The sequence below is a fragment of the Deltaproteobacteria bacterium genome, from assembly GCA_016219225.1.
Lineage (GTDB): Bacteria > Desulfobacterota > RBG-13-43-22 > RBG-13-43-22 > RBG-13-43-22 > RBG-13-43-22.
Map to the genome: position 1 here is coordinate 21,747 of JACRBX010000071.1, position 24,919 is coordinate 46,665.

General features: G+C 50.9%; 26 protein-coding genes and 1 tRNA gene. 19 read left to right on the forward strand and 8 right to left on the reverse strand.

The features are described 5' to 3' along the window. Positions 1–3 precede the first annotated feature (3 nt). The 6 genes from HY879_05905 (at position 4) to HY879_05930 (ending at position 6,780) form a co-directional block, all read left to right on the forward strand. Positions 4–1,803, forward strand: a complete 1,800-nt coding sequence (locus tag HY879_05905) for a hypothetical protein (protein MBI5602870.1) — start codon at positions 4–6, stop codon at positions 1,801–1,803. Positions 1,804–1,990: 187 nt separating this feature from the next. Then, entirely contained in the window at positions 1,991–3,208 is a 1,218-nt protein-coding gene (locus HY879_05910; protein MBI5602871.1) for an ABC transporter substrate-binding protein, read from the forward strand. Positions 3,209–3,413: 205 nt separating this feature from the next. Then, entirely contained in the window at positions 3,414–4,313 is a 900-nt protein-coding gene (locus HY879_05915) for a branched-chain amino acid ABC transporter permease (protein ID MBI5602872.1), read from the forward strand. Between the two features lie 20 nt (positions 4,314–4,333). Beyond that, complete coding sequence (locus HY879_05920; GenBank protein ID MBI5602873.1) at positions 4,334–5,350, forward strand: branched-chain amino acid ABC transporter permease; 1,017 nt, start codon at positions 4,334–4,336, stop codon at positions 5,348–5,350. Between the two features lie 3 nt (positions 5,351–5,353). Next, positions 5,354–6,103, forward strand: a complete 750-nt coding sequence (locus tag HY879_05925; GenBank protein MBI5602874.1) for an ABC transporter ATP-binding protein — start codon at positions 5,354–5,356, stop codon at positions 6,101–6,103. Further along, positions 6,091–6,780, forward strand: coding sequence for an ABC transporter ATP-binding protein (locus HY879_05930; protein ID MBI5602875.1), 690 nt, complete (start codon positions 6,091–6,093; stop codon positions 6,778–6,780). Before HY879_05925 ends, HY879_05930 begins: the two co-directional genes overlap by 13 nt. Positions 6,781–7,172: 392 nt before the next feature. Here the strand turns inward: HY879_05930 and HY879_05935 are convergent, their stop codons facing one another. Together HY879_05935 and HY879_05940 are read right to left on the reverse strand one after the other, a co-directional pair. Then, a complete protein-coding gene (locus HY879_05935; protein ID MBI5602876.1) occupies positions 7,173–7,487 on the reverse strand; it encodes a HigA family addiction module antidote protein in 315 nt (104 codons plus the stop codon). 11 nt (positions 7,488–7,498) lie between these two features. Next, on the reverse strand, positions 7,499–7,777 hold the full coding sequence (locus tag HY879_05940) for a type II toxin-antitoxin system RelE/ParE family toxin (GenBank protein MBI5602877.1): 279 nt from the start codon (positions 7,775–7,777) through the stop codon (positions 7,499–7,501). Between the two features lie 563 nt (positions 7,778–8,340). Here HY879_05940 and HY879_05945 point away from each other — a divergent pair. The 11 genes from HY879_05945 to HY879_05995 all read left to right on the forward strand — a co-directional run bounded on the left by HY879_05945 (position 8,341) and on the right by HY879_05995 (position 18,502). Beyond that, the gene (locus tag HY879_05945) at positions 8,341–8,664 is read left to right on the forward strand and encodes a hypothetical protein (protein ID MBI5602878.1); all 324 of its coding nucleotides are present in this window, start codon (positions 8,341–8,343) and stop codon (positions 8,662–8,664) included. Between the two features lie 329 nt (positions 8,665–8,993). Continuing rightward, positions 8,994–9,515, forward strand: a complete 522-nt coding sequence (locus HY879_05950; protein ID MBI5602879.1) for an isoprenylcysteine carboxylmethyltransferase family protein — start codon at positions 8,994–8,996, stop codon at positions 9,513–9,515. Positions 9,516–9,787: 272 nt separating this feature from the next. Next, positions 9,788–10,048, forward strand: coding sequence for a ribbon-helix-helix protein, CopG family (locus tag HY879_05955; protein ID MBI5602880.1), 261 nt, complete (start codon positions 9,788–9,790; stop codon positions 10,046–10,048). Then, positions 10,032–10,454, forward strand: coding sequence for a PIN domain-containing protein (locus HY879_05960; protein MBI5602881.1), 423 nt, complete (start codon positions 10,032–10,034; stop codon positions 10,452–10,454). The genes HY879_05955 and HY879_05960 overlap by 17 nt, the downstream gene beginning before the upstream one ends. 259 nt (positions 10,455–10,713) lie before the next feature. Then, on the forward strand, positions 10,714–11,073 hold the full coding sequence (locus tag HY879_05965) for a type II toxin-antitoxin system RelE/ParE family toxin (protein MBI5602882.1): 360 nt from the start codon (positions 10,714–10,716) through the stop codon (positions 11,071–11,073). Further along, a complete protein-coding gene (locus tag HY879_05970) occupies positions 11,066–11,341 on the forward strand; it encodes a helix-turn-helix transcriptional regulator (protein ID MBI5602883.1) in 276 nt (91 codons plus the stop codon). Before HY879_05965 ends, HY879_05970 begins: the two co-directional genes overlap by 8 nt. A gap of 392 nt (positions 11,342–11,733) precedes the next feature. Further along, complete coding sequence (locus HY879_05975; GenBank protein MBI5602884.1) at positions 11,734–12,063, forward strand: type II toxin-antitoxin system HicB family antitoxin; 330 nt, start codon at positions 11,734–11,736, stop codon at positions 12,061–12,063. 371 nt (positions 12,064–12,434) lie between these two features. Next, on the forward strand, positions 12,435–12,629 hold the full coding sequence (locus tag HY879_05980) for a DUF2281 domain-containing protein (protein MBI5602885.1): 195 nt from the start codon (positions 12,435–12,437) through the stop codon (positions 12,627–12,629). 1,075 nt (positions 12,630–13,704) lie between these two features. Further along, the gene (locus tag HY879_05985; GenBank protein MBI5602886.1) at positions 13,705–14,268 is read left to right on the forward strand and encodes a PAS domain-containing protein; all 564 of its coding nucleotides are present in this window, start codon (positions 13,705–13,707) and stop codon (positions 14,266–14,268) included. Beyond that, positions 14,240–15,880, forward strand: a complete 1,641-nt coding sequence (locus HY879_05990) for a PAS domain S-box protein (GenBank protein ID MBI5602887.1) — start codon at positions 14,240–14,242, stop codon at positions 15,878–15,880. Before HY879_05985 ends, HY879_05990 begins: the two co-directional genes overlap by 29 nt. 180 nt (positions 15,881–16,060) lie before the next feature. Continuing rightward, positions 16,061–18,502 (forward strand): PAS domain S-box protein, encoded by a 2,442-nt coding sequence (locus tag HY879_05995; GenBank protein ID MBI5602888.1) that lies wholly within the window; start codon positions 16,061–16,063, stop codon positions 18,500–18,502. A gap of 247 nt (positions 18,503–18,749) precedes the next feature. On the opposite strand, the gene HY879_06000 is transcribed toward HY879_05995, so the two are convergent. Then, positions 18,750–19,082 carry a linear amide C-N hydrolase gene (locus HY879_06000; GenBank protein ID MBI5602889.1) on the reverse strand — a complete coding sequence of 111 codons (333 nt, stop codon included), beginning with the start codon at positions 19,080–19,082 and terminating at the stop codon, positions 18,750–18,752. A gap of 478 nt (positions 19,083–19,560) precedes the next feature. On the opposite strand from HY879_06000, the gene HY879_06005 reads away from it, so the two are divergent. Then, on the forward strand, positions 19,561–19,710 hold the full coding sequence (locus HY879_06005) for a hypothetical protein (protein MBI5602890.1): 150 nt from the start codon (positions 19,561–19,563) through the stop codon (positions 19,708–19,710). A gap of 397 nt (positions 19,711–20,107) precedes the next feature. Here the strand turns inward: HY879_06005 and HY879_06010 are convergent, their stop codons facing one another. Beyond that, a complete protein-coding gene (locus HY879_06010) occupies positions 20,108–21,793 on the reverse strand; it encodes a diguanylate cyclase (GenBank protein ID MBI5602891.1) in 1,686 nt (561 codons plus the stop codon). Then, positions 21,793–22,962: an ABC transporter substrate-binding protein gene (locus HY879_06015; protein MBI5602892.1), complete on the reverse strand. Its 1,170-nt coding sequence runs from the start codon at positions 22,960–22,962 to the stop codon at positions 21,793–21,795. The genes HY879_06010 and HY879_06015 overlap by 1 nt, the downstream gene beginning before the upstream one ends. A 472-nt stretch (positions 22,963–23,434) precedes the next feature. On the opposite strand from HY879_06015, the gene HY879_06020 reads away from it, so the two are divergent. Next, entirely contained in the window at positions 23,435–23,668 is a 234-nt protein-coding gene (locus HY879_06020) for a hypothetical protein (protein ID MBI5602893.1), read from the forward strand. 23 nt (positions 23,669–23,691) lie between these two features. Here the strand turns inward: HY879_06020 and HY879_06025 are convergent. The 3 genes from HY879_06025 to HY879_06035 all read right to left on the reverse strand — a co-directional run bounded on the left by HY879_06025 (position 23,692) and on the right by HY879_06035 (position 24,911). Further along, positions 23,692–23,778 (reverse strand) — tRNA-Leu (locus tag HY879_06025). A gap of 14 nt (positions 23,779–23,792) precedes the next feature. Further along, positions 23,793–24,143: a preprotein translocase subunit SecG gene (gene secG, locus HY879_06030; GenBank protein MBI5602894.1), complete on the reverse strand. Its 351-nt coding sequence runs from the start codon at positions 24,141–24,143 to the stop codon at positions 23,793–23,795. A 6-nt stretch (positions 24,144–24,149) separates the two neighbouring features. Next, the gene (locus HY879_06035; GenBank protein ID MBI5602895.1) at positions 24,150–24,911 is read right to left on the reverse strand and encodes a triose-phosphate isomerase; all 762 of its coding nucleotides are present in this window, start codon (positions 24,909–24,911) and stop codon (positions 24,150–24,152) included. Between the last annotated feature and the right edge of the window lie 8 nt (positions 24,912–24,919).

Sequence of the window (24,919 nt, forward strand, 5' to 3'; positions counted from 1 at the left end):
CCCATGACATGGTTCAGGCCTAAACCGGCCCTGATTTTCTTCCTGGCCCTTCTCTCTATCTATTCACCCCTCCTGGCCGTAGAAAATCCCCTGCAAACGGTTTTTCTACTCCACTCCCACCACCGGGGCTATAAATGGACCGACGATCAGAATGCCGGGATAGAAGCGGCCCTGAAAGAGGCCGTGGGTCCGAATCAGATCTATATCGAGTACATGGATACCGGCCGGATGCCTCACGACCGGGACTACCGTGATCTTCTTCGGGTCTACCAAATTAAATACAGCGGTTTGAAATTCGACGTCATCTGCGTCACCGATGCCGATGCCTTGCGGTTCATGCTGACCTACCGGGACCGGCTCTTTCCGGGCACCCCGGTGGTTTTCTCCGGCGTCAACGATGCCGAAGAGGCTGACCTGAAAAAGGCCAAGAACTTTACCGGCGTGAGCCTGGAGGCCGACCTGAAGGCCAACCTGGAACTAATCCTGAAACTGCATCCCCAAACACGGCTGGTGGTCTTTATCAATGAGTGGACTACCAAAGGATACCGTCTCCACGAGGAGTTCCTGAAAATCAGCCCCCTTTTCGAAAAATCGACCGCATTTGTTTTATTAGAGGACAAGGATACCAAGGAGATCTTTCAGGTCCTGGGAGCCCTGCCGCCGCAAAGCGTCATCCTTTACGGGGTATTCGGCCGGGACAAGGTGGGCCGGATATTCGACTATGATGAGATTATTGCCCTCATCGCCCGCAATTCAAAAGCGCCGATCTACAGCCCATGGGATTTCAATCTCGGCCATGGCATCGTCGGGGGTGTCATGACCACCGGCTACTCTCAGGGAGAAGCCGCCGGGAAACAGGCCTTAAGGATTCTCCGGGGCGGCCGGGTCCGTTATATCCCGGTGGAAAGGACTGCTCCCAAACGTACCACCTTCGATTACCATCAACTCAAGCGTTTCAAGATCGGCCGCCATCAATTGCCGGCCGGGAGCCTGGTCATAAACCATCCGGAAACCTTCTATCAAAAGCATAAAAGGCTTATCAATACGGCTATCGCGATTATCGCCGCCTTATTAGCGGTTATCTCCGTCCTTCTGATCAACATCCAGGCCCGGAGACGAACCGAAAAAGAGCTCATGGCTTCCCGGGAACAGCTTCGTGGGCTGGGTTGGCGGCTCTCCGAAACCGAAGAGAAGGGGCGGAAGGCCTTGTCCAGGGAGCTACACGATCAGATTGGGCAAAACCTGACCATCCTGGGTGTTAACCTGACCATCCTTAGATCCCTGATCCCCAGGGAGGCGCCTGCGCTGGTCTACTCCCGGATTACCGATTCTGTGGCTCTGGTGAAACAGACCACCGAGAAGGTTCGGAACCTGATGAGCGATCTGCGGTCCCCGGTACTGGACGACTACGGCCTGGTAGCGGCCCTGGACCATTATGCCAAACAATGGGGCGCCCGGACAGGGATTGAAATTACGGTCCGTGGCCCCGGGTCGGACCTTCGCCCGGCGCTGCAGGTTGAAAACGCCTTGTTCCGGATTGTTCAAGAGGCCTTGACGAATGTGGTCAAGCATGCCAAGGCCGGGGCGGTTGTCATTACCGTAAGCATGATGAAAGAGAAAGTGATCATTTCAATCGAAGATAACGGCATCGGTTATGACACAACGTCGGCCGCCCATTCGGAAGACAAGGGAGGCTGGGGGTTGATGACCATGGAAGAAAGGGCTCTGGCTGTGGGAGGGACCTTCCGGGTCAAGTCAGGCTCGGAGATTGGGACCCAGGTAGTGGTCGAGGTACCGTTATAATCCATTTATCAAGCTTTTTTCCGAAAAAATCAAACCTGTCTGATTGTCAATTGAAGGCTCATCTGGTAATTCCTACCTAAACTCTATATAGAGTAACAACGGACCTTGAAAATGGGTTCAAGGTTTGTCTCACTTGAAATTTGCATCTTGAAACTTGAAACTGTTTCTTAAAGAAAGGAGAAATAGTATGAAAAGGTTATTTGTATTATTAGTTCTTGCAGGTTTCACGGCCGCCGGTTTTCTGGTTTGCCCGGCCTCCCAGGCCGCTGATACGATCAAGGTGGGCATTGTGGACACCTATACGGGTCCGGCCACGGCCTACACCCAGGATATGCTTGACGCCTTCAAGCTGGCCGTGGAAAAGATTAATGCCAAAGGCGGGGTCCTGGGCCGGAAGATCGTCTACACCACCAGGGATGAAAAATTCAAACCCGATATCGGGTTGTCCATGGCCAAGGAACTGGTTATGAAAGAAAACGTCGATATCCTCATGGGGACCATCAACAGCGCCACGGCCCTGGCCGTATCAGACTTTGCCAAAAAGGAAAAGATCCCCTTTTTTATCACCTTTTCCAAGAGTGAGAAACTTATCGGAGAGAAGGGCCACCACTACGTCTTCAACATGAATGAGAATACCGAAATGGCCGGCCGGGCCGCCGCCGTGTCTTTGGCCAGAAAGCCCTATACCAAATATTGGATCTGCGGGGATGACTACGAGTACGGTCATGCCATCGCCGATGCCGTCTGGAACAGCCTGAAAAAGTTGAAACCGGGGGTCCAACTCCTCGGCCAGTCCTGGTGGAAGGTGGGGGAGGCCGATTTTACCCCCTATATCACCCAGATCCTGGCCGCCAAACCCGATTTCCTTATCGTGGCCACCGGTGGCGGCGGCATGGTCAACTTCCAGAAGGCGGCCAAGGCCACCGGGTTGAACCAGAAGGTGCCCTTCTATCAGCACACGGCCACTGAACTGGGGACCCTGCTGCCCCAGGGTCCGGATGCACCGGAGGGGATCTACGGAACCAGCCAGTATCATTTCTACTTTCCCAATACGCCGGCCAACCGGGCCTTTGCCGATGAGTTCAACAAGGTCTACAAGAGATACCCGAAGGCCACGGCCCTGATCGGTTATATGACGGCCCAGTTCATCGCCGAGGGATACAAGAAGGCCGGAAAGGTGGACAAAGAGGCGCTGATCAAGGCCCTTGAGGGAATGACCCTTGATTCACCCGGGGGGCCTCTATCCATCCGGGCCTGCGACCATCAGCTCGAGCTGCCCATGTATTGGGGCATCACTAAAAAGGACCCCAAGTATCCCTTTCTCGTCTCAGGCGATATCCAGGCCGTAGCGCCCAAGGACTACATGCCGACCTGTGACGAAATCATGAAGCAGAGAAAGCCCTAACCAAATTTGGACGCTGGTGAACGCAGATTGCCAGGATTTAACTTGAAAAGAGTATCAAGTATCAAGTATCAAGTTGCAGGTTGCAGGTTGCAGATTTTCGCTTTGAGCTTTCAGCTTTGATCTTATTTCTTGAACCCGCGGGTATCGGCGAAAATCTGCGTCCTAATTAAAGAATCCAAACCGGACCCGTTAAGGGAGTGCTGTAATGGACCTTGTTTATACCTTATGCCCGCCGGCGGTGCTCTGCCAGATCTTTGTGGGCCTCAGCCGGACGACGATCCTTTTCATCGTCTCCTCGGGCTTAAGCCTTATCCTGGGGGTACTCCGGATTCCGAACGTCGCCCACGGCTCGCTCTATATGATCGGCGCCTTTGTAGCCTTCACCATATCAAAGCTTTTCGGCGGCGGGAGCCTCGGTTTCTGGATGGCCCTCATCATCGCCCCCCTGATCGTGGCCCTCATCAGCTTCCTCTCCGAACGGGGGATCTTCCAGTACCTCTACGAGAGGGAGCACCTGATGCTCATCCTGCTCACCTTTGCCTTCTCCCTGGTTTTCGGGGACCTGGTAAAAATCATCTGGGGGGGCGAGTACAAGTCCGTACCCGTCCCCCAGGTCTTCCAGGGGTCAGTGGCCCTCTTCGGGGGACTTCCCTTTCCTTTATACAATATCTTTCTCCTGATTGCCGGCCCTATCATCGCCGTGTCCCTCTGGCTCATGGTCAATAAAACCAAGATGGGTAAGATCGCCCGGGCGGCCGCCGTGGACCGGGAGATGGTCGGGGCCGTCGGCATCAACGTAAGCTGGATATTTGCGATGGTCTTCGTGATCGGTTGTTTTTTGGCCGGTTTGGGCGGAGTCCTGGTGGCCCCCACGGTGAGCGTCACCCTGGGTATGGATCATACCCTCATCATCGAAGCCTTCCTGATCGTCATCATGGGCGGTTTGGGCAACATCTGGGGTGCCCTCCTGGGGGCCCTCATCTTCGGACTTTCCCAATCTCTGGGCATCCTGATCTGGCCCAAGTTCGGCATCATCTTCCCCTATCTGGCAGTGGTCGTTGTGCTCCTGCTCAGACCCACGGGATTGCTCAAGTCTACCTGGTAGGAGGAGGCCTCTAAATGAAAATGCGAATATCGAATAGCGAATATCGAAGGCCGAAGGCCGAAGGGGAGATTCCTTTAAATTCCGAACTCCGAACACCGAACTCCGAACTCTTTTTTCTAACCAAGGCCGCGGTCTGGTTGATCGCCGGACTGGCCCTCCTGTGCCTCGCCCCTCTTTTTTTGCCCAGGTTCTACATCTACCTGCTTTCGGTCATGCTCCTTTACGGGCTTCTGGCCTCCAGCAACAACCTGGCCCTGGGTTTCGGAGGGATCTACCAGCTCCACCATGCCGTCTTCTACGGGGTCGGGGCCTACGGGTCGGCCCTGATGATCGTCAAATCGGGGCTTTCGCCCTGGCTGGGCTTCCTTGTGGGGCCTCTGGTGGCCGCGGCCCTGGGGCTCGTCATGGGGGTGATCTGTATCCGCCTCTCCAAGCTCTACTTCGGCATGCTCCAGATCTCGCTGGGCTCCCTGGTCTGGGTCATCGTCTACCGCTGGTACTCCTTTACCGGGGGGGATGACGGCATCCACGGCATTACCGTGCCCGATCTGATTTCCACCGGTCAAGGGGCCTACTACTTTACCCTGACGGTCACCACCTTGTCCATGGTCGCCATGTATCGTGTCTTGAAATCGCCCTTCGGCAGCGCCCTCCAGGGCATACGGGACAACCCCGTCAGATCGGCCATGATCGGCATCAACGTCCGGAGACACCAGCTCCTGACCCTGGTGATCGTGGCCTTTTTTGCCGGGGTGGCCGGGACCCTCTTTGTCGTTGTAGACAATACGGTCTTCCCCGATATGCTTTTCTGGACCCTCTCCATGGAAGCGGTCATCATGTGCCTGTTAGGAGGTTGGCTCACCTTCCTGGGACCCATGCTCGGGGCCTCCCTGATCGTGGCCATCAGAACCTTCGTCAGCACCTATACGGTTTACTGGGCCCTGGTGCTGGGCATCATCTTTATGCTGGTCATCTTCTTCCTCCCCGACGGAGTCCTGGGGTGGGGGGAAAGCAAACTGAAACCGGCCAAGGAGTGAGCGATGTTACGCGTCGAGTCCTTATCGAAAGCCTTTGACGGCTTCCAGGCCGTTTTCAAGACCAACTTGCAGGTCAATCAGGGGGAGATCGTGGCCGTTATCGGTCCCAACGGGGCCGGTAAGACGACCCTGTTCAACCTCATTTCGGGCATCATCAAGCCCGATTCCGGCCGGGTCCTTTTTAAAGACGAAGACATTACCGGGCTTCCTCCCCATAAGATCTGCCGCAAGCGCCTGTCAAGGTCCTTTCAGGTCGTCAACGTCTTCCAGCGGCTGTCGGTTTTTGAAAACGTTCAGATCGCCGTCCTGTCCAGGGAGCGGAAGACCTGGAACCTTTTCACCCCCTCATCCAAACTGGTCCAGGAAGAGACCAACCGCATCCTGGAGGACGTTGGACTTTTGGAAAAGAAAAACCGCACCACGGCCCTGCTCTCCCATGGAGACCGGAAGGTCCTGGAGATTGCCATGGCCCTGGGGGGGAATCCCGAGTTCCTGATCCTCGATGAGCCGACGGCCGGCATGGCCCCGGAGGAAACCGCGCGGTGCATCGCACTCATCAGGGACATTTCCAAGAAGCTGGGGTTGACTATTTTATTCTGCGAGCATGATATGGAGATCGTCTTCGGGATCGCCGACCGGATCATGGTCATGGTCAGGGGGACGCCCATCATCCAGGGCACCTGTGAGGAAGTGCGCTGCAACCAAGCGGTCCAGGACGCCTATCTCGGGGGAGACGACGGATGCTTGATGTAAAGAATATCCATACCTATTACGGCCTGAGTCACATCCTTTTTGATATATCGCTCACAGTCTCCAAAGGAGAGGTGGTGGGACTTTTGGGCAGAAACGGCGCCGGCAAGAGCACCACCATGCGGAGCATCATGGGTCTTACCCCTCCCCGGGACGGGACCGTCTCTTTCAAGGGAGAAGACCTGAGGGGCGTAAAACCCTATGCCCTCTTCCGCAAAGGCATCGGCTATGTGCCGGACGACCGGCGGGTCTTCGCAGATTTGTCGGTGGATGACAATCTGGAGATCGTCCACTCCCGCTCTCCCCAATGGACCAAGGAGCGGGTTTACGGCCTCTTTCCGGCCCTCCGGGAGATCCGGGCCAGACGGGCCGGCCACCTTTCCGGAGGCGAGCAGCAGATGCTGACCATTGCCCGGGCCCTTATGGGCAGCCCCGACCTCCTCCTCCTGGATGAGCCCACCGAGGGTCTGGCTCCCCTCATCGTCAAAAATCTGGAGGAGCAAATCCTGCGGCTCAAAGAGGCCGGTATCTCGATCCTCCTCTCCGAACAGAACATCCGGTCGGCCCTGAAGATGATCAGCCGCGCCTACGTGATCGACAACGGTCACATCCGCTTCGAAGGCACCGTGGCCCAACTCGAAGCCGATGAAGAGGTCAAGAAAAAGTATCTGATGGTGTGAGAAAGAATTTCCTTAAGGGAATGGAAAACGATTGATAAGATGGCGTCGAACATCTTCTTCGACAATCTGCCTGTTAAAATAGTTAAAATAGGTCAGGCATCCTGTTAAAATAGGTCAGGCATCCTGCCTGACAATAGTCCGATCGGCCGAAGGCCGATGGTATTGAAACCATTAAACAGTTAGCCCCGCCCGGGCGGGGCTGACCCTATTGACTGTTAATTCTACACAACTTAGACTTTCGAAAAAACCTCCTCATAGACCGAAATCTCAAATAGTTTTGGTTAGATCATCTGCCATGAAGAGTCCCCCCAGGTCAAATCGGCTTTCTTGTTTTAGGCTAAGGCGAATGGGATCACCCATTTGCCACTCAAGAGCCCTCTGCGGCCCTCCGTCTATGACTGAGCGTGAAGCACCTGTAGAGAGAGCGGTTTTACCATTTGCCAATCATCCGATGCGTGCGCTGCCTCCCACAAATCGTAATTCTTTTGTAGATTAAACCAAAGATCAGGGGTCGTTTCAAAGGCTCGGGACAAGCGAAGTGCCATATCCGGAGTAACAGCGCCTCGTTCATTGATAATTTTTGATAACGTTTTTCTCGAAACGCCGAGAGTCGAGGACAATTCGCTGATCGTCAGGGATAATGGTTTTAAGTAATCTTCTTTTATAATCTTCCCCGGGTGGGTTGGTTTTCTTTCGATTTTCCTCATGCCTTTACCTCTCAATGATAATCGTTGTAATCAACTAGATAGACATCGCCGCCTCTGAACTCAAAAAAAAGCCTCCAGTTACCGGATACTTTTACAGCATAGTGCTCTTTTTTGTCTCCCATCAACTTGTGCAGGTTAGAACCAGGATAATTCATATCTTTTAATTCATTGGCGGAATTTAATCTATCAAGAATTCTCTCAAGTCGGTCCGCATGTTCAGGCTTTATACCTTTCTTCTTTCCCGTATAAAAGAAATCCTCAAGACCTTTATGCTTAAATGACTTAATCATGATCAAAATGTAACCTGATCGGTTACGCTTTGTCAAGAAAGAAATTACGATTTTCCGGAAGCAAATGGGTGACCCCAATCGCCGAACGTGGTGGGGAGTCCTGCACGGTGGAAGGGTCTGGGTGCTTGATCTGGGTCGGACCTAATGCCATTAACTTAAGGAATAATACAACAATTTAAACATGTTATTTTTTATGACTTTTTTGAAATCGGCCCCTTGTCTAACCTTAAGGAAAAATTCTATGCCCACACCTGTTGTCCAAGAGATCGGTGGGGTCCAGAAAAGCGTAGAAGAATAAACGCTATCCCCGGACCCAACTCGGCTTTGGTTGATCTTCCCGTTTTTCGAAATTTCGTTAAATTAATGATTTGAAATCTGACATCAAAATATGGCAGAATAAAAAGACTTGAAGTAGCTAAAGGAAGTCGGTTCAACAACCGATCGAAACCAGGGCGCTTTCTGGAAATCCTGGTTTATGACCCGTGGCCGACGGGACGAGGAACAGTACTGGAAGGGAAACCGCCCGGACCGAGCCAGTTGGGATAAAGGAAGAAAGGAGAATCATGATGAATATCCTTGAAAAGGTAAAATTACTGGAAAAGGTTATTGCCGTGGATGTCACAACCATCGATCCGGTGCTGGAACTGGCCATTGAAAAATTATTGAAACGCGAAGCCCCGCGGATGGATGAATTAAAACAACGGTTGTTAAAACAGGAATCCGAATTTGAAAAAAAATACGGGCTGAACTCGGAAGAATTCTACAGACGTTATGAAAAGGGGATAATGGGTGACGACATGGATTATGTGGAATGGTCGGCGACCATTGACATGCTTACCGGTCTTAAAAAACGGTTGTCGCTGCTCCAACAGGAATCACCGCAATGAATGACAGGATTCGCAGCTATTTCGACGAGATCGAAGCCCGGCTGATTGAATGTCCTGCCATTCTCGATTATCAAATCACCCGCAAGGAAAGCTTGTCAAACGATTGGATAATGCACCCCATTATATAGATTTGCCTTATGCGCCGCATCATCTTCATACAGGCGCCGGTCATGTCGAAGGTTTTTCAGGAAACCCGGATATCTTGGCCTTCATTGACGACATGGAAAGGACCCTTATCAGGAAATGAACGCTCTTCCCGCAAGCCCAAACTCTGCTTCGGGTATTCCATCAATTCTCAAACCGACTGGTCTTTTAGAGAAATTTGAAAAATGAACAGCGAATACCTCCTTTTCCTGGGTCTTTATCTGCTCGGCCTGCTCATCCGCGCCGGCTATGAGATCCTTAAAAAGGCCGGGCGGGTCCAGCCGAAAAATAAATGGGCCTTTGCCCTGGTCTTTGCGGCCATGTGCCTCCTGTGGGCCAGTTGGTTCAATTTACCTCCTTTGGATCCATTCCGTGTTACCCTGCCCGACCCGGTACGCTGGATTGGTTATGGGGTATTGATGGTGGGTTTTGGTCTGGCCATCTGGGCTTTTCTGCAGTTGAGGGGCCTGGAAAATATCAGCCGTCTGGTCACCACCGGCCTCTTTTCCCGGATACGCCATCCCATGTATGCCGGATTCATCCTCTGGATTCTGGGCTGGGTGATGGTCCACGGCGCGCTCTTCAGCCTGGTCTTTGGGGCAATAGGCATCGGGAACATCCTTTACTGGCGGCTCCTGGAGGAAAAAGATCTGGAAACCCGTTACGGCGAAGACTACCGGAGATATCGAAAAGGAACCTGGTTCTAACCACCGGACGCCCACAAGCAAGCCATTTCCCGGAAAGGAGCCCCCGCGAAGCCCCTTGAGTCCCAAAGGGACGATCCTCCCGCGAAGCCCCTTGAGTCCCAAAGGGACGCTCTTCTTATCCCTTTCGTCTTTTTCCACTCTCCGAACTCCGAACTTCTTTCCCCTCCCCCCCTCTGAGCTTTGAGCTTAGACCCTGCTGAGGGATTTTCTTGACTTCTAAAATTATGGCATTATAATGCCGTTATTATGATGACTTTAAGGCGAAAAAGGTCATGAAATCCCGAACCATGGTTTATCTTGAAGTTGAACAGCTTCAATCCCTGCAAAAGGAGGCCAGATCTCAAAGAATTTCCTTGGCCGAACTGATGCGGCGTTTGGTGAAGGAACATCTTACTAAGGAACGAGGAGTACCGGCGGCCCCCAAAGAAGCCTATCTCAAAATTGTCGGATTAGGGGCAAGCGGGAAAAAAGACATTTCAGGAAACCACGATCGTTATCTGGGGAAGGCCATCCTCCGTGAGCATACTCGTTGATACCGGGGCCTGGTATGCCATCGTTGATACTTCGGACCGCCATCATAAAGAAGCCAAGCGCTTTTATAGTGAACAGGTTTCAAAGGCCCCTTTTATAACTACCGACCTGATCTTGGCCGAAACATGGACCTTAATCAACTCCCATATCGGCCGATCCGCTGCCAGAACATTCTGGGAAACCTTGAGAGAAACAAGAATCCCCATCTTAACCATCGAACCGGTTGATCTGGAAGCCGCCTGGAGGATTGGCCGGGATTTTTCCGATCAAACTTTCAGCCTGGTGGATTGTTGCACCTTCGCCGTCATGGAAAGGATGGGGACTTCGGAAGCCTTCACCTTCGACGCCCATTTTTTAACTTACCGATACGGTCCTACGCGGCAGCGTGTCTTTCGATGTTCTCCTTAGCCCTGTCTCCTTTTTGAACTCAAGCCGCCCCGGCGAACGATCCTCAAGAGCAGTGCTCCTCAAGTCCTACGGGGCACTCTTCTATCTTTCTTTGAGCTTTCAGCCCCTCGCCTTTTCCTTTCTTTTTCTCCGAACTCCGAACACCGAACTCCGAACTCTTTATTTTGATTACGATTCCCAACACAGGAAAAAGAAAATTCCCCTCTCTGAATTCATATAATTACTTGACATTGGTTAACATGTAAGTTAACATTTTCTTATGAGTAAAACGGTACTCTTCTATAAAACCGCCGACGGTCAATGCCCTGTACAAAATTTTCTTGATTCTTTACCCGGAAAGGTTGCTCAGAAAGTAACCTGGGTCTTGGGTCTTCTTGAAGACTTGGATGATGTTCCTTCCAACTATTTTAAGAAGCTTGTCGGTACAGACGAAATTTGGGAGTGCAGAATTCAGTTAGGTTCAAATTCGTATCGCATTTTTTGTTTCTTTATCAAAAATGCCTCTGTAGTTTTGACCCATGGTCTTATAAAAAAGAGCCAAAAAATACCAAAGAGAGAAATTAACAAGGCAGAGGCTTATAGAAAAGATTTCTTGAAAAGGAGTTGGAGCAATGAGTGACCTCAAAAAATATGTAACAGACCGCAAGAAAAAAGATTTAGATTTTGCTATAGGCTATGAGGAAGGGTATGAACAATTCAAAATCGGTTTTTTGCTTCGTCAGGCCCGTGAATCCGTCGGATTGACCCATGAAGAATTGGCGCAGAGACTTAAAACCAAAAAAACCGCCATTTCCAGAATTGAAAACCATGCCGAAGATATTAAACTCTCAACCCTGGAGCGTGTTGCAAAAGCGCTCGGGAAGCGATTGCAAGTAAGCATCGCCTAACCAATGACCTTTCAAGGCCGCCTTTGAGCTTTGATCTTTTCCTCCGGCATTTCGGTTTTTCTTTTCTTTTTTCCCCAAAAACCGAACTCTAAACTCCGAACTATCTTTTTCCCCTTGACATTAATATCAATAATGATACCATTTAACTATGGGCGAGATAAGAGACCTCCTTACACCAATGAGCCTCAATCCGGGTAATGTTCGTTTCAGCGATCGGTGTAAGGTATGCGATCACTACTTTGGTAAACCTCGGCAGTTCGGGAGCAGTCACCGAGTTTATAAAACCCCATGGCCTGGCGATCCTCGCGTGAACATACAATCCAGGAAAGGAAAAGCCAAAGCCTGTCCAGTAAGACAGGTTCTTAAAGCCATAGAAAAATTGGAGTCGAAAAATGGCAATTAAAAATGATCGATACACCTACCGGGTAACTTGGTCTGAGGAGGACCAGGAATATGTCGGCCTGTGCGCGGAGTTTCCCAGTCTGAGCTGGCTGGCGCGTACGCCCGAGGCTGCCTTAAAAGCCATTCGGAGGATAGTGGCGGATGTAATCAAGGATATGAAAAATAACAACGAACCCATACCTGAACCCATTGCTACCAAACGATATAGCGGTAAGTTTATGGTTCGAGTACCCCCAGAAGTTCATCGCAATCTGGCCATTAAAGCAGCAGAGGCAGGAGTCAGTTTGAATCGGCTGGCCAGTTCGAAGTTGTCACAATAAGTCATGCGGGGAGCCTTGAACCTTTTCTCCCGCCTTTCGCTTTTAACTTTTTTTCCGGCCTCCCCCTCCCCCGCCTCACGCCTCATCCCTCGCCTTTTACTTTCTTTTACTCCCAACTCCCAACTTCTCTTCCCCCTGCCCCCCTTGCCTTCCCTTTGAACTTTCAGAATTGAACTTCTTTTTCAGCTTTTTTTAACAGATTAGCTGGTTTGTTGACAGTTGTAAAAGATAATTATATACTTCGAACCATGAGGACCGATATTATCTCCGAATGACTGGTTTTGAATGGGATCTTCACAACTTTCAGAAGAACAGGAAAAACACGACAGCCGCTCTTACGGAATCAGAAATTCAAATGACGAGGAATACCAATGAATACGAAAGACTTACTTATAAACGAGATTGAAGAAGTCCCTGAACCGCTTCTTTCAGAGGTGCTCGATTTTGTCCATTTCCTGAAAACGAAGATCCTTCAGGAAAAGCAGGATATCGCCTCCATGAGCGAATCCTCCCTGGGAAAAGACTGGTTGCTACCTGAGGAGGACGAAGCGTGGCAAAGTTTGTAAAAGGTTGAAATCATAAGGGGATAGATCAGACGGCAGACGCTCATCTTTCTTCTTTTGATCTCCCTCCCCGCCTCACGCCTCATCCCTCGCCTTTTCCTTTTTCTCCTTCTCCGAACACCGAACGCCGAACTCCGGACTTCTTTTCCCCTGGCCTCCCTTTGAGCTTTCAGCTTTGAGCTTTGAGCTTCTCTTCTTCTTTTTCCCTTGACACATTAACCGGTTATATTCTACATTCTCTATAAGCTTTATTCTTATAAACCCCTTCTTTTTTAAGATCTTGAGGAGATTTATGGCCCTGATCCATGTCTCAAAAGATCCAACCGAACAGACAGCCCATTCTCTCGGCTATGAGCTTTTACCAGTAACCAGGTCCAAAATCCTTTTCAGTTTAAACCCACATGCCCGCTTTTAGTGCGCGTCTCGAAGCATGAAAATGGTTTGGGTGCGGCTCTTTTAGAACGACCTTGATCAACAGTATCTGACATATAGATTAATATCCATCTATGAAGCCTGTTTTTTAATAGCACATTCCACCCTTTTAAGTTTTTGCAAATCATCTGAATTTTCGCTGAAGTTTCTCCGACGGACGGCGGAACTCACAGGGATAAAATCAATAATGGTAAGGCTGTATTTTAAAATTCAAAAAACTTTATTTTGAGGAAACAATTCCCTACAAAACGAATGGATTGTGACATGCTCTATGCCTTAATTTTCCAAAATAAATAATAACAATAACATCTAGTTGCATTGGGGGGGGAGTAATTATTTTTTTCTTGACATGACTATTTGACTATTTTAAGCTTCCAATTTTAAATCAAATTGTGACCCAATTTTTCAATTTTACCTCCTATGATGTAAGGAAAAGTGCCTTGATCTGATCTTTTGCAAGGCGTGCAAGGACAAAGTGACCAAAAAAAAAGAGTCCAAAGAAGACACAGGAAATCCCGGCGGACGGAGAGGGGCAGCCGGTTACTTTGGTTGAGACCCCGACAGAAGCCGACTCAGAAGCAAGCAGCTCCCCTGGAGCGCGTTTTCAAGGTGGAGGCCGGTATGGAGGTGAAGCCCAACTGCGCCTATGTCATTCCGACGGGGGGGTACGCAAGGCATTGACCCAGCAAAAGACGTCCGTTACGAAGGCTTGCAGGTCAAAACCAACGGAGACCGCTTCGACGTCAATCTGATTATCCGGCCGGTGATGAAAACGGAAGGCCTCAACCTGTTCGAGATAGTGCCCGTGGGCGTCTCGGTCCTCGACGGCGAAGGCCGGATCGTCTATGTGAATCCCGCGCTGGAAAAGATGTTGGATGTTCCCCGGGCCGACCTGCTTCGAAAAGATTACCGGCAGCAGGAATTTCTCAGGCCGGACGGCAGTCCCATGGCGGCGGAAGAGTCGGCCGGTGCACGGGCGATTAAAGAGCAGCGTTTGGTGGAGCACGTCGGGACCGGAGTAGTCAAAAAAGACGGGCGAATAATCCGGACTGATATGAACCCCGTACCCATGGCGCTCCCGGGTTGGAAAGCGGTCGTAGTCACTTTTAATCTCGGAGAGCAACCGGGGAGAAAGAAACGCTCCCGAAACCAGAGGATAGACAATAAACAGGACGATATAAATGACGGAAACCAAAACCCCTCAAACTGATTTAAGCGATCAATCGACTTACTCAGGACAGATCCTCCGCCAGCGAGCCGAGAAACGGCTTAAAAAACAATCTCCCGCCCAAGGTGCCAAAACGCCGGAAGAGGCCGGCCCCCTGCTCCACGAATTACAGGTGCACCAGATCGAACTGGAGATCCAGAATGAGGAATTGCGCCGGACGCAGGAAGAGCTCGAAGCCTCCCGGGCCAGATACTTTGACCTCTATGATCTGGCCCCGGTCGGGTACCTGTCCTTAAACGAACAGGGGCTCATCCTGGAGGCTAATCTCACCGCGGCCGGTTTGCTGGGCCTGGGGAAAAGTGTGCTAGTCAAGCGGCGGTTCACCGAGTTCATCTTCAAGGTAGACCAGGACATCTTCTATCTGTGCAGCAAACAACTCCTTAAAACCGAGGCCCGGCAGGTGTGTGAACTCCGAATGGTGAAAAAGGACGAAACCATTTTCTGGGCACGGCTGGAGGCCGCCACCGCGCAGGGTGCTGATGGCGTTCCTCTGCGCCGCGTGGTGATGAGTGACATCACCGAGATCAAGCAAGCCGGGGAGGTCCTGCAACAGTCGCGGTTGGCGGCTATTATAGACTCGTCTGACGATGCCATCATCAGCAAGACATTGAATGGAGAAATTATTAGCTGGAACCGAGGGGCGGAAAAAATCTATGGGTATACTGCCGAAGAAGTTGTAGGCCAGTCCATATCCATTTTGGCTCCGAATGATCGCATTGATGAAGTGCCTGCGATTCTTCAGAGAATTAGCCGCGGGGAAGAGGTCAAGCACTATGAGACTCTCCGTCGAAGAAAAAACGGTCAGAGTATTCACATTTCCCTTACTGTCTCTGCGATCAGGGACCCCTCGGGAAAGATCATAGGAGCCTCGACCATTGCCCGCGACATTACCCAGCGCAAACAATTGGAGGAGGATTTGCTGGAATCAAAAAGACAACTGCGGATACTGGCTTCCCAGATCCTCTTCGCCCAGGAGAATGAACGAAAACGGATCGCCCAGGAAGTCCATGATATTCTGGGGTCATCCCTGAGCGCCATCAAATTCAAGGCGGAGGAGGCATTACATCATCTCCCCAAGGACGAAGCCTTGAATATCTCCAAACCCCTGGAGGCTCTCGTCCCCCTCGTCCAGGAGACGATCAAAGCGGCCCGCCGAATTCAGGGCGATTTGCGACCTCCCCATCTGGACGACTTGGGTATCGTCGCCACCCTTTCCTGGTACTGCCGGAGACTTGAAACGATTTACTCCGCCATCAAGGTTGAATGTGTGGTTACCATCCGGGAAGAGGAGGTGCCGGATCATCTAAAAATCACCCTTTTTAGAATTATTCAAGAGGCCCTGAATAATATCAGCAAACATGCCCAGGCTGACTCGGTATATGTGGGGCTGCAAAAAGTCGACGGCGCTATGGAACTCATTATAAGAGATAATGGAGATGGATTCGATCCGGAAACGCTTTCCTCTAAAAAAAATTTAAAAAAAGGCTTGGGGTTCTTCAGCATGAAAAAGCGGGTTGAGTTTTCCGGGGGCTCTATTTCCATTGAGTCCACCAAGGGAAAAGGGGTAGTTATCCGAGCCCTTTGGCCCCTCTGAAAAAAAATCCGAGAGAACCAAAATTTACGGAGGTGTAAACTGGCCGAGAGAAAGACCCCTCAAAATGATTTTAGCAATCCATCGACAGACGCAGGGCAGGATCTGCGCCGAAGGGCAGAGGGACGGCTCAAGAGACAATCTCCTGACCTGGGTGCCAAAACGCCGGAAGAAACCAAGCGCTTGATCCACGAATTGGAAGTGCACCAGATCGAGCTGGAGATGCAAAATGAGGAACTGCGCCGGGCACAGGAAGAGCTCGAAGCCTCCCGGGCCAGGTACTTTGACCTCTATGCTCTGGCACCGGTCGGGTACCTGACCCTCAGTGAACAGGGGCTGATTTTGGAAGCGAATCTCACCGCCACCCAATTGCTCGGCGTGAAAAAAAAGCAGTTGGCCGGGCAGCCGGTGTCCCGGTTCATCTTCCGGGATGACCAGGATATTTACTACCTTTTCCGCAAACAGCTCTTTGAAAGGCAGATCCCGCTGACTATTGAACTGCGGATGGCGGGAGAAGACGGCAGGCCATTCTGGGTGCAGATGAAGGCCAAAGTGGCCTATGATAGCGGAGGTGCTCTGGGCTGGAGGGCGACGATGAGCGACATCTCCGACCGTAAGCGGGCCGAGGCTGGTCTGCAACAATTAGCAGCCATCGTCGAATCCACAGAGGATGCCATCTTCACCAATAGCTTGGAGGGTATTATTTTAAGCTGGAACAAAAGCGCAGAAAAAATTTATGGTTACTCCTCAGAGCAAATCATAGGAAAGCATGTCTCTGTTCTGTTTCCTCCCGGTCATATTGATGAGGTGTCACAACTTATTAAAAGAATAAGCCAAGGAGAGCATGTCGATCATTATGAAACCGCCCGTATGAAAAAGGACGGCGGTCACATCCATGTCTCCCTGACCATGTCCTCTGTAAAGGATGTTGATGCCAGGATTGTGGGAGCTTCAACGATTGTGCGCGACATCACCGAGCGCAACCGGCTGGAGGCAGCGTTGATCAAGAGCGAGAAACGCTATCGGTCTTACATTGAAGTAACCGACCAGTTGGGATGGACGACCAATCCAGAGGGAGAAGTTGAGGAGGACATCCCATCGTGGAGAAAATTTACGGGCCAGAGCAAAGAGGAGGTCATAGGTCGGGGATGGTCGAAAGCGCTGCATCCTGACGACATTGAACACGCCGTTAGGACATGGGAAGATGCTGTTGCCACGAAGAATAATTACGAGGTGGAATATCGCGTACGCAGATATGATGGGACTTACCGCCACTTCCTGGCCCGCGGCGTGCCGGTTTCCAAAGACGATGGGAATATACTGGAATGGGTCGGCACCTGTATCGACATTACAGAGCGGAAACGGGTGGAAAGTATTGTGCAGGCCCGTTTGCGGATGTTGACGGCGAGCAATAAGAGTTCCATATCCGTTGATAAATTTCTTCAGGTCGCTTTGGACGAGATCGAAGCACTGACAGGCAGCACGATCGGCTTCTACCATTTTCTGGAAGCCGATCAGGAAACGCTTTCCTTGCAGAACTGGTCGACGAATACGCTGCGGAACATGTGCACCGCAGAAGGCAAAGGAAGTCATTACCCGATTTCTCAGGCCGGGGTCTGGGTTGATTGTGTGCAAGAGCGCCGTCCGGTCATTCATAACGATTTCTCTTCGCTGCCCCATTGCAAAGGCCTGCCCCAGGGGCATGCGACGATCATTCGGGAAATGGATGTTCCCATCATGAGGGATGGTCTAATCGTGGCCATCATCGGAATGGGGAACAAACCGATCGACTATGATAAGACTGATGTTGATATCGCTTTGCTCCTGGGCGACTTCTCCTGGGAAATCGTCGAACGCCTGCGCGCCGAACAGGCCTTGCGAGAGCGCACAGGGGAACTGGTGAAACTTTCTGACACACTTGAATTCCAGGTGAAAGAGCGGACGACGAAACTGGCCGAAGCCAATAAGGATGTGCGCCGGATATCCGCAAAACTTCTCTCCGCCCAGGAGGAAGAAAGAAAGAGGATCGCCGGAGAGATTCATGATACCATAGGGAGTCACCTGAGCGCCATTAAATTCAAGGTTGAAGACGCTATGCTGAGGATCGAAAAGACCCCAACGGCTGGTGCCGAATTTTTGCAACCCCTCATCCCCGTAATTCAGGAGGGCATTGAAGAATGCCGAAGGATACAGGCGGATCTACGGCCGCCTATGCTCGATGACCTGGGTCTCCAGCTTACCCTTTCCTGGTTCTTCAGGAGGTTTCAATCCATTTATTCAACTATTACGGTCGAGCAGGAGATGGGCATTGAGGAAGAGGATGTGCCGCTTCCTTTGAAAATCATTGTTTTCAGGGTGATTCAAGAAGCCATGAACAACATTGCTAAATACAGCAAGGCGGATCTTGTGCGGCAATCGTTACGAAAAGTGGACAGCCGGATGGAACTCGTAATCCGGGACAACGGCCAGGGCTTCAATATAGAGGAAGTCAACTCTCCCGGGCGTGCCCGGAAAGGATTAGGGCTTACAAGCATGAAGGAGCGGGTTGAGCTCTCGGGTGGTATTTTTTCCATTGAGTCCGCCAAAGGAAAAGGGACGGTCATCAAGGCACATTGGCCCATTTGAATATGAACCTATTAAAACGGGGTCCGGCCACGAAAACCAATTGATCCGGCAGAGGATAGTGCCATCTGTGCCCTCAAAAATGGGCCAATAATAACTTTTTCGGGGCGGAAAAACCGGTTTTCCCAATATGGCGAGAGCGAAAAGACGGCCCGATCCCAACTTCCTGGCCGGTGATATCAGAAAGAGATAGCCATCCGGTTGCGAAGGCCGGTGTTGATGGGGCAGGGCTTAAAAAAGGCCCGGGCGGTCAATCCCCCGAGGCCGGCATGAATTTGAACGGTTCGGCCGACTTGAACTGCGCCGCGGCGTTGCCGCTGTAAGTCTTGCCCCCTACCAGCTCAAACCGCTTCACCGGCAAGCCCTTCCTGAAGTCGAGATCGGCCACGGTGCGCCAGAGCGTGCTGGAAATGTTCGGTTGGCCCGGCGTGCTGATGCCCAACGGGACCGACACGCCGCGGATCACGCCAAAAACCGAGGCCACGGCCTGCCTGGTATTGTCCGTCTTCGGGATGGCGTTGATGTAAAAGGAAGCGCGGACGAAGCGGTCCGCCGCCCGGTTGGTTCCCGGGAGCATCGTCATCCCGCCGATCTTCTCCCTGTACTTGTTCAGGGCGAGATGCTCGTCGAAAATCGGGTTTTACCTGCTTTGAATTAAAAAAACTACTAAAAAATCCGTTCTTTCTCCCCACCCAAAACCGTAGGGATTAGAACCCATTTTTTGCTCCTTAATGAAGTAAAAATCCTTCAGTTCATGATCCGGCCTAATATCATTTTTATAAATATATAAGTTAATTCATATAGATATATTTTTACAATAATTTGGTACAACCTTTGCGTATAAATTATCGTGATAGTAGAAAACCTGCTATCCGCCTGCGACGGAAGCCGGTTCAAAAAAGCCGGAAGCCCGTTTTCTTAAGAGATGAAAAGCAGTAACCGTGTTTATCCGTGTGTCCGGCTTGGCCGGACCGAGGCCTCTCATGCTTTGTGGCATCCGCCCCAGGGGCATGAGGGTATAATAAATTCAAAAAAGCCATGATGCCTTTAGGAGGTGCCCAATGAGTCTTTTTCTTGAGGGAATAATTGCCGGTATATTTATCGGTCTATTTCTGGGAGTATTTGTTCTCGCATTAATGCAAGCGGCAAAAGCAAACAGTGATAACGAGAGAATCTTCCTCAGCCAATGGGGAGGCATCCGTACCGGATAAAGGCCAAGTTTCCCTTGATCTCGTGTGTGATTTGCATTTCCATTTCATCAAATGCCGAAAACACATCGTCTGAACTTCGGGAAATGAGCGCTCCTGATCCGGCAAGCGTATTCAGATAGAGGTTGCTCCAACGACTGCCCTGTAGCAGTATGGTTATTGCTGAATTTCCACCATCTGTTAATACCCGATGAATCTCCACGACAGGATCGGGATGCCTTCTCCGCAATGAGGTAACCTGGTGCATCTCGGAGTGGAAGAAGTCCCGCATCTTGGTTCCGCTCATGAGGATGAAAGGGTACTCCTTGAAAAGCTCGGGAGTGGATACGGGAGAGAGCGGAGGCTCGATATAGACGGGCGGCCAAGACCTCTCATGTCCCCGACCCATTTAATCGGGTTTCTAAAAACCATTTAATTTGAAACCGACATCGGCTGATATTCTAACCCGGTTGCGCCCTTCGTGCTTGGCTTTATAGAGTGCCTGATCGGCCGGTGCGATAATCATCGAGGGTTGCGTTCCCATAATAGGAATAACAGCAGCTACCCCGACACTCACGGTAACAACCTTGCTGATGGACGAATTCTCATGTTTAATGCCAAGACCTTCAATCGTTGCTCTTATCTCTTCCGCCAAGAAAGCAGCACCCTCCATCTCAGTATTAGGGAGCACAGCGGCAAACTCCTCGCCACCATAGCGAGCAGCTAAATCAACACTCCGTCTCAACGTAGCTTTCAAGGTGCCGGCTACCTGTTTCAAGCAGTCATCTCCGGCCTGATGTCCATACACATCATTATAGTTTTTAAAAAAATCAATATCGATCATAACGAGCGCCAGCGAAGACCCTTGCCGTATCCCGTGTTGCCACTCTTGGGCTAAAACTTGGTCAAAATAACGCCGATTAGCAATCCCCGTTAAGCCGTCCGAAGAGGAAAGTTGCTGCAATTCTTTGTTTACCGCCACCAGTTCCTGAGTCCTCTGGGAAACCTGTACTTCCAGCTCATCTTTAGCCTTGCGCAAGGCGTCTTCCCGTGCCTGGAGGGTACTACTCATTGACTGAAAGTCGGCCGCCAGCTCATTCAACTCGGCAAAAGCAGTCGACTGGGCGGTCAAAGAACCGGCCTGAGTAAAGTCTCCTGCTGTCAGAGCATTTGTTACCCGGCTGAACCGCTCCAGCGGGGAAATCACGAAGCGCTGTAATTGTTTACGGAGATCCCACAGTAACAATAACCAGATCATCAAGGATATTAGAAGGATCAACCCCAATATCCATACGTATAGACTTAAAAAAGCAGACAAAGGCACCTGATCCACTACCAACCATCCTGTACGCTCTACCCGGACCGCACTACCCAAAACACTTGTTCCGTAATACGAATAAATGCCATTAGCCTTTCCGGCTAAAATGCGGTGAACTATTTCCAAGTTGCTCAGGTTGGTTTGCTGTTTGACCAAGTCCGGAGAGGGATGGGCTATGAGTGTTCCGGCTTGATCCATTATGAAAACAAAGTCCTTACCCAACCGGCCCGTGATGTTGGTAATTTCTTTCTGAAATAAGCCTAGATTCAGTTCACCGACCACATAGCCTCCGCGGGAAAGGGTTTTAACCAGGTAAACCGTAGGTTCGCCCGTACGCAGCGAAATAAAGGGCCTCGAAATAATGAGGCTTTTCTTTTTTTCTGTTTGCTGAATGTCCGGTAAATTCGACATATCCAGACCTAAGTAACGCGAATCGGAAGGCGTTAATAATTTAATTTTTTTAGCTTCATCCAAATAATACAAAGTTTCAAAATACCCATAGGCCTCCCAGGTGCTTTTCATATAAGTGGTTAAACTTTCCGCCCCAGAAGATTCAGCTACATGGGCTACCGCGTCTAAGATGCGCCCCCCCTGGTCTAGATGGTGATCGACTATGCGGGCCATTGATTGGGCCATCTGGTACTGCTGGATTTCAAGGTTCCGTTCCTCTAAATAGCCCACTCCGGCAATGGTTATAAATCCCAGGATCAAAAGAGGAAGGAACAGGCGAAAGAGTACCAAATGCGACAACACCTGACGGAGGAAAGGGAAATCCTTTCCGTTGGCCATTATTTACCTCCAGCTCCGTTCAATGTCATCTTCTGAAGAATTATAAATTTGCCACCCCGAATAGTACTTAAATAAAAGGGCCGCTCAACATCCCCAAAGCGATCGAAAGAGAAGGTATCCATCAGCCCCCGGAAGTCACGAATTCCCGTCAACGCCTGCCGCAAACCCTCCGCCTTGCCGCCGGTCTTTTCCAAGGCGGCTGCCAGGACCAGAGCGGCTTCATAACCAAAAGCAGCGCCGAAAGAAGGGGCTTGTCCGAATCTGGCCTGATAGCGCGTTTGGAAATCCAGAAACCCTCGCGATTGGCTGCTCACTGCATACGCCTGTTCGATTTTAAGTCCTTCAACAGCCTGCCCGCCATTTTTGATCAGGGTTTCGGTCTGAGCCCAGGCGGAAGAATATCTGCGTATCTCCCAATTCATGAGGCGAGATCTCTGGGTGATAAGCGCCGTATCCACATCCGAAGCAATAATAAGCAGCCCATTTGCCTTACTTCTCCGTAGTTTCAACAGCAAAGAGGTAAAGTCCGGTTGCGCTTTTGAAGAAAAACTGACTTCGTCAGCTATCTTCCCGCCTATAGACTGAAATTTTTCGGCAAAGGCTGTGCTGTAAGTCTTAGCATAAGCGGCGTTGTCATTATCGTATATAACAGCCAATCGAGTTACCCCCTCCCGCCGATAAGTATACTCGGCAAAGGCTTGGGCACTGTCTTTGAAGGAAGGATAGACCCGAAAGAAATAATCGTCCAAGCCGCTTAATTTCGGAGAAGAAACCGTCGGACTGAGCATAATGACTTTGGCAGGGTTTGTTACCTCAAGGCCGGCCACGGCTTGCGCACTCGTGGCATGTCCAATAATGGCATGGACACCCGCCTTAATCAATTCCTGATCGGCTTCCTTTGCTTTCTCCGGGACACCCAGGTCATCCCGGACTAGTAATTCGATCTTATGTCCGGCTACCCCACCGGCTTCATTAATGGTCTCTATGGCTAATTGGACGCCATTTCGTTCCTGCACACCTAATTCAGCCTGTCTGCCGGTCAGTTGGGCGGAAAACCCTATGAGGATAGGTTTCTTTTTAATACAGCCTTCTAATTGGAAACTGAGTGATCCGATCAACAAAATGACCCCAACGATGCCTGACCATGAATGACGGTAATTTCTGATCATATCTTTTTACCCCCTTCACATTATTACCTTAGATCGGCTGGCAGCCATGACCCCTATCTCCAATCAGGGCGAGTCCCGCCATCGTCGGGATTCGCTATTACGGCTTCTATAGTAACGTCTCCCGGGGCCTTCGTCAAAAGGAAAATAAGGATACCCTTATTCCCTGGGTCCTGAGACATAAGGGGACGCTGTTAGCTTATAAACTTGAGAGAAAAGAAAAACCTTTCGAATCGGCGGTGGCTTGACCTCGAATAACCGATTTGCTCACAGATTGTCAGGGGTTGAGGGGGGGACCATCCGAGGGTATTGAAATTTCGAAGATTCACATATAGAATGAGGGGTAAATAAGCTCTTAAAGTACCATTTTTAATCCTGAAAAGGAGGTTCTAAGCAGGACCCCACAAGTACCCCGGAAGCTACCGGACAAATCACAGGGCAAGTTGCAGGGCAAGTTTCCGCCGAAGTCTTGAAGATGCTGAAAATCATGTTGGGAGAGATGACACGCGTGGAGATCCAGGCGGCGCTGGGATTAAAGGGACGTGCGAATTTCGAAGAGCGCTACCTCAAACCAGCCATAGAGATGGGCCTGGTCGACATGACCCGCCCGGACAAACCCCGCAGTTCGAAACAACGGCATGGCTTTTTCCCGCAACCATCCGCAACCCAGGCGCAACCAGCTCAAAAACAAAAACGGGCAAGCCGATAAAGGCTTGCCCGTTTATTAATTTATGGTGCCGAAGGCGGGACTTGAACCCGCACGGGCGTAACCCGCCACCCCCTCAAGATGGTGTGTCTACCAGATTCCACCACTTCGGCATAAAAAAAAATCCCTATTTATTGATCGGGGCCGGATTCGCCGGAGGCATGGCTGGTGGCGTAGCCGCCGGGGTCTTGGCCGGGGCTGTTTGCTGCGGCGTCGCCCCACCGGGGGTACTGACCACCGAAGAACTGGACCCTGGACCATGCAGAAAAGCCAGAAGCAATGAGGTGAGCATGAAAACCACGGCGACAATAGTCGTCAGCTTGGTGAGAAAGGTGGAGGCCCCGCTGCTGCCGAAAATAGTCTGACTCGACCCCCCAAAGGCCGCTCCCATACTGGCCCCTTTTCCGGTTTGTAAAAGAACAATCATGATCAGGGCCAGACAAACGAGTATATGAATAAATATTAACAGGGTTCCCATAACGATTTATTGATTAACCTCCTTGATAAGAGCCAGAAATTTTTCCGCTTTTAAACTGGCTCCTCCGACCAGTGCCCCGTCGATATCGGGCTCGGCGAAGAGCTCCCGGATATTTTCAGGGGTTACACTCCCACCATACACAATCCTCTTTCCCTTTGCAACTGTTTTATTAAAACTGCTTTCCAGTAATTCCCTAATGAAGGCATGGACTTCCTGGGCCAGGGCCGGAGTGGCCGATCTTCCGGTGCCAATGGCCCAAACCGGCTCGTAAGCAATCACCCCCTGAGCCAGGTCTTCCGGGGAAAGTTCCTGAACCGCGGTAAGGAGCTGACGGGTAATAACCTGCTTAATCCGGCCCCCTTCCCGTTCCTCCAGGGTCTCTCCTATACAGAGGACCGGTTTTAATCCGGCTTTCAAACAGGCCTGAAGCTTTTGAGCCACCTGGGAGTCGGTTTCTCCGAACCATTGCCGGCGTTCGGAATGGCCGATAAGGCAATAGGAACACCCCACATCCCGGAGCATCCGGGGAGAAATCTCCCCGGTATAGGCCCCTTCATCGGCCCAATGGACGTTCTGGGCCGCTAATTGTACCGAGCTATCCCGTGTGGCCCGCTCACTGGCTTCTAAAGCCGTAAAAGGAGGGGCGATGACCACCTCGGTCCGGAGGGGTATCGGCAGACCGGCCTTTAAGGCCTGAAGAAATTCCAAGGCCTCCGGGATCGTTTTAAACATTTTCCAGTTTCCCCCTATCCAGGGTCGGCGATCCATTGTTTTCA

What these genes read in the sequence shown, in the direction of transcription:
- HY879_05940 (MBI5602877.1), bottom strand. Translation starts at nt 7,777, where the DNA reads ATGATTAAGTCATTTAAGCATAAAGGTCTTGAGGATTTCTTTTATACG.
- HY879_05965 (MBI5602882.1), top strand. Translation starts at nt 10,714, where the DNA reads ATGAGTAAAACGGTACTCTTCTATAAAACCGCCGACGGTCAATGCCCT.
- HY879_05990 (MBI5602887.1), top strand. Translation starts at nt 14,240, where the DNA reads ATGACGGAAACCAAAACCCCTCAAACTGATTTAAGCGATCAATCGACT.
- HY879_05930 (MBI5602875.1), top strand. Translation starts at nt 6,091, where the DNA reads ATGCTTGATGTAAAGAATATCCATACCTATTACGGCCTGAGTCACATC.
- HY879_05910 (MBI5602871.1), top strand. Translation starts at nt 1,991, where the DNA reads ATGAAAAGGTTATTTGTATTATTAGTTCTTGCAGGTTTCACGGCCGCC.
- HY879_06010 (MBI5602891.1), bottom strand. Translation starts at nt 21,793, where the DNA reads ATGGCCAACGGAAAGGATTTCCCTTTCCTCCGTCAGGTGTTGTCGCAT.
- HY879_05980 (MBI5602885.1), top strand. Translation starts at nt 12,435, where the DNA reads ATGAATACGAAAGACTTACTTATAAACGAGATTGAAGAAGTCCCTGAA.
- HY879_05920 (MBI5602873.1), top strand. Translation starts at nt 4,334, where the DNA reads ATGCGAATATCGAATAGCGAATATCGAAGGCCGAAGGCCGAAGGGGAG.
- HY879_05985 (MBI5602886.1), top strand. Translation starts at nt 13,705, where the DNA reads ATGTCATTCCGACGGGGGGGTACGCAAGGCATTGACCCAGCAAAAGAC.
- HY879_06005 (MBI5602890.1), top strand. Translation starts at nt 19,561, where the DNA reads ATGAGTCTTTTTCTTGAGGGAATAATTGCCGGTATATTTATCGGTCTA.
- HY879_05945 (MBI5602878.1), top strand. Translation starts at nt 8,341, where the DNA reads ATGATGAATATCCTTGAAAAGGTAAAATTACTGGAAAAGGTTATTGCC.
- HY879_05975 (MBI5602884.1), top strand. Translation starts at nt 11,734, where the DNA reads ATGGCAATTAAAAATGATCGATACACCTACCGGGTAACTTGGTCTGAG.
- HY879_05950 (MBI5602879.1), top strand. Translation starts at nt 8,994, where the DNA reads ATGAACAGCGAATACCTCCTTTTCCTGGGTCTTTATCTGCTCGGCCTG.
- secG (MBI5602894.1), bottom strand. Translation starts at nt 24,143, where the DNA reads ATGGGAACCCTGTTAATATTTATTCATATACTCGTTTGTCTGGCCCTG.
- HY879_05935 (MBI5602876.1), bottom strand. Translation starts at nt 7,487, where the DNA reads ATGAGGAAAATCGAAAGAAAACCAACCCACCCGGGGAAGATTATAAAA.
- HY879_06020 (MBI5602893.1), top strand. Translation starts at nt 23,435, where the DNA reads ATGCTGAAAATCATGTTGGGAGAGATGACACGCGTGGAGATCCAGGCG.
- HY879_06035 (MBI5602895.1), bottom strand. Translation starts at nt 24,911, where the DNA reads ATGGATCGCCGACCCTGGATAGGGGGAAACTGGAAAATGTTTAAAACG.
- HY879_06015 (MBI5602892.1), bottom strand. Translation starts at nt 22,962, where the DNA reads ATGATCAGAAATTACCGTCATTCATGGTCAGGCATCGTTGGGGTCATT.
- HY879_05955 (MBI5602880.1), top strand. Translation starts at nt 9,788, where the DNA reads ATGAAATCCCGAACCATGGTTTATCTTGAAGTTGAACAGCTTCAATCC.
- HY879_05915 (MBI5602872.1), top strand. Translation starts at nt 3,414, where the DNA reads ATGGACCTTGTTTATACCTTATGCCCGCCGGCGGTGCTCTGCCAGATC.
- HY879_05905 (MBI5602870.1), top strand. Translation starts at nt 4, where the DNA reads ATGACATGGTTCAGGCCTAAACCGGCCCTGATTTTCTTCCTGGCCCTT.
- HY879_06000 (MBI5602889.1), bottom strand. Translation starts at nt 19,082, where the DNA reads ATGACGATGCTCCCGGGAACCAACCGGGCGGCGGACCGCTTCGTCCGC.
- HY879_05925 (MBI5602874.1), top strand. Translation starts at nt 5,354, where the DNA reads ATGTTACGCGTCGAGTCCTTATCGAAAGCCTTTGACGGCTTCCAGGCC.
- HY879_05970 (MBI5602883.1), top strand. Translation starts at nt 11,066, where the DNA reads ATGAGTGACCTCAAAAAATATGTAACAGACCGCAAGAAAAAAGATTTA.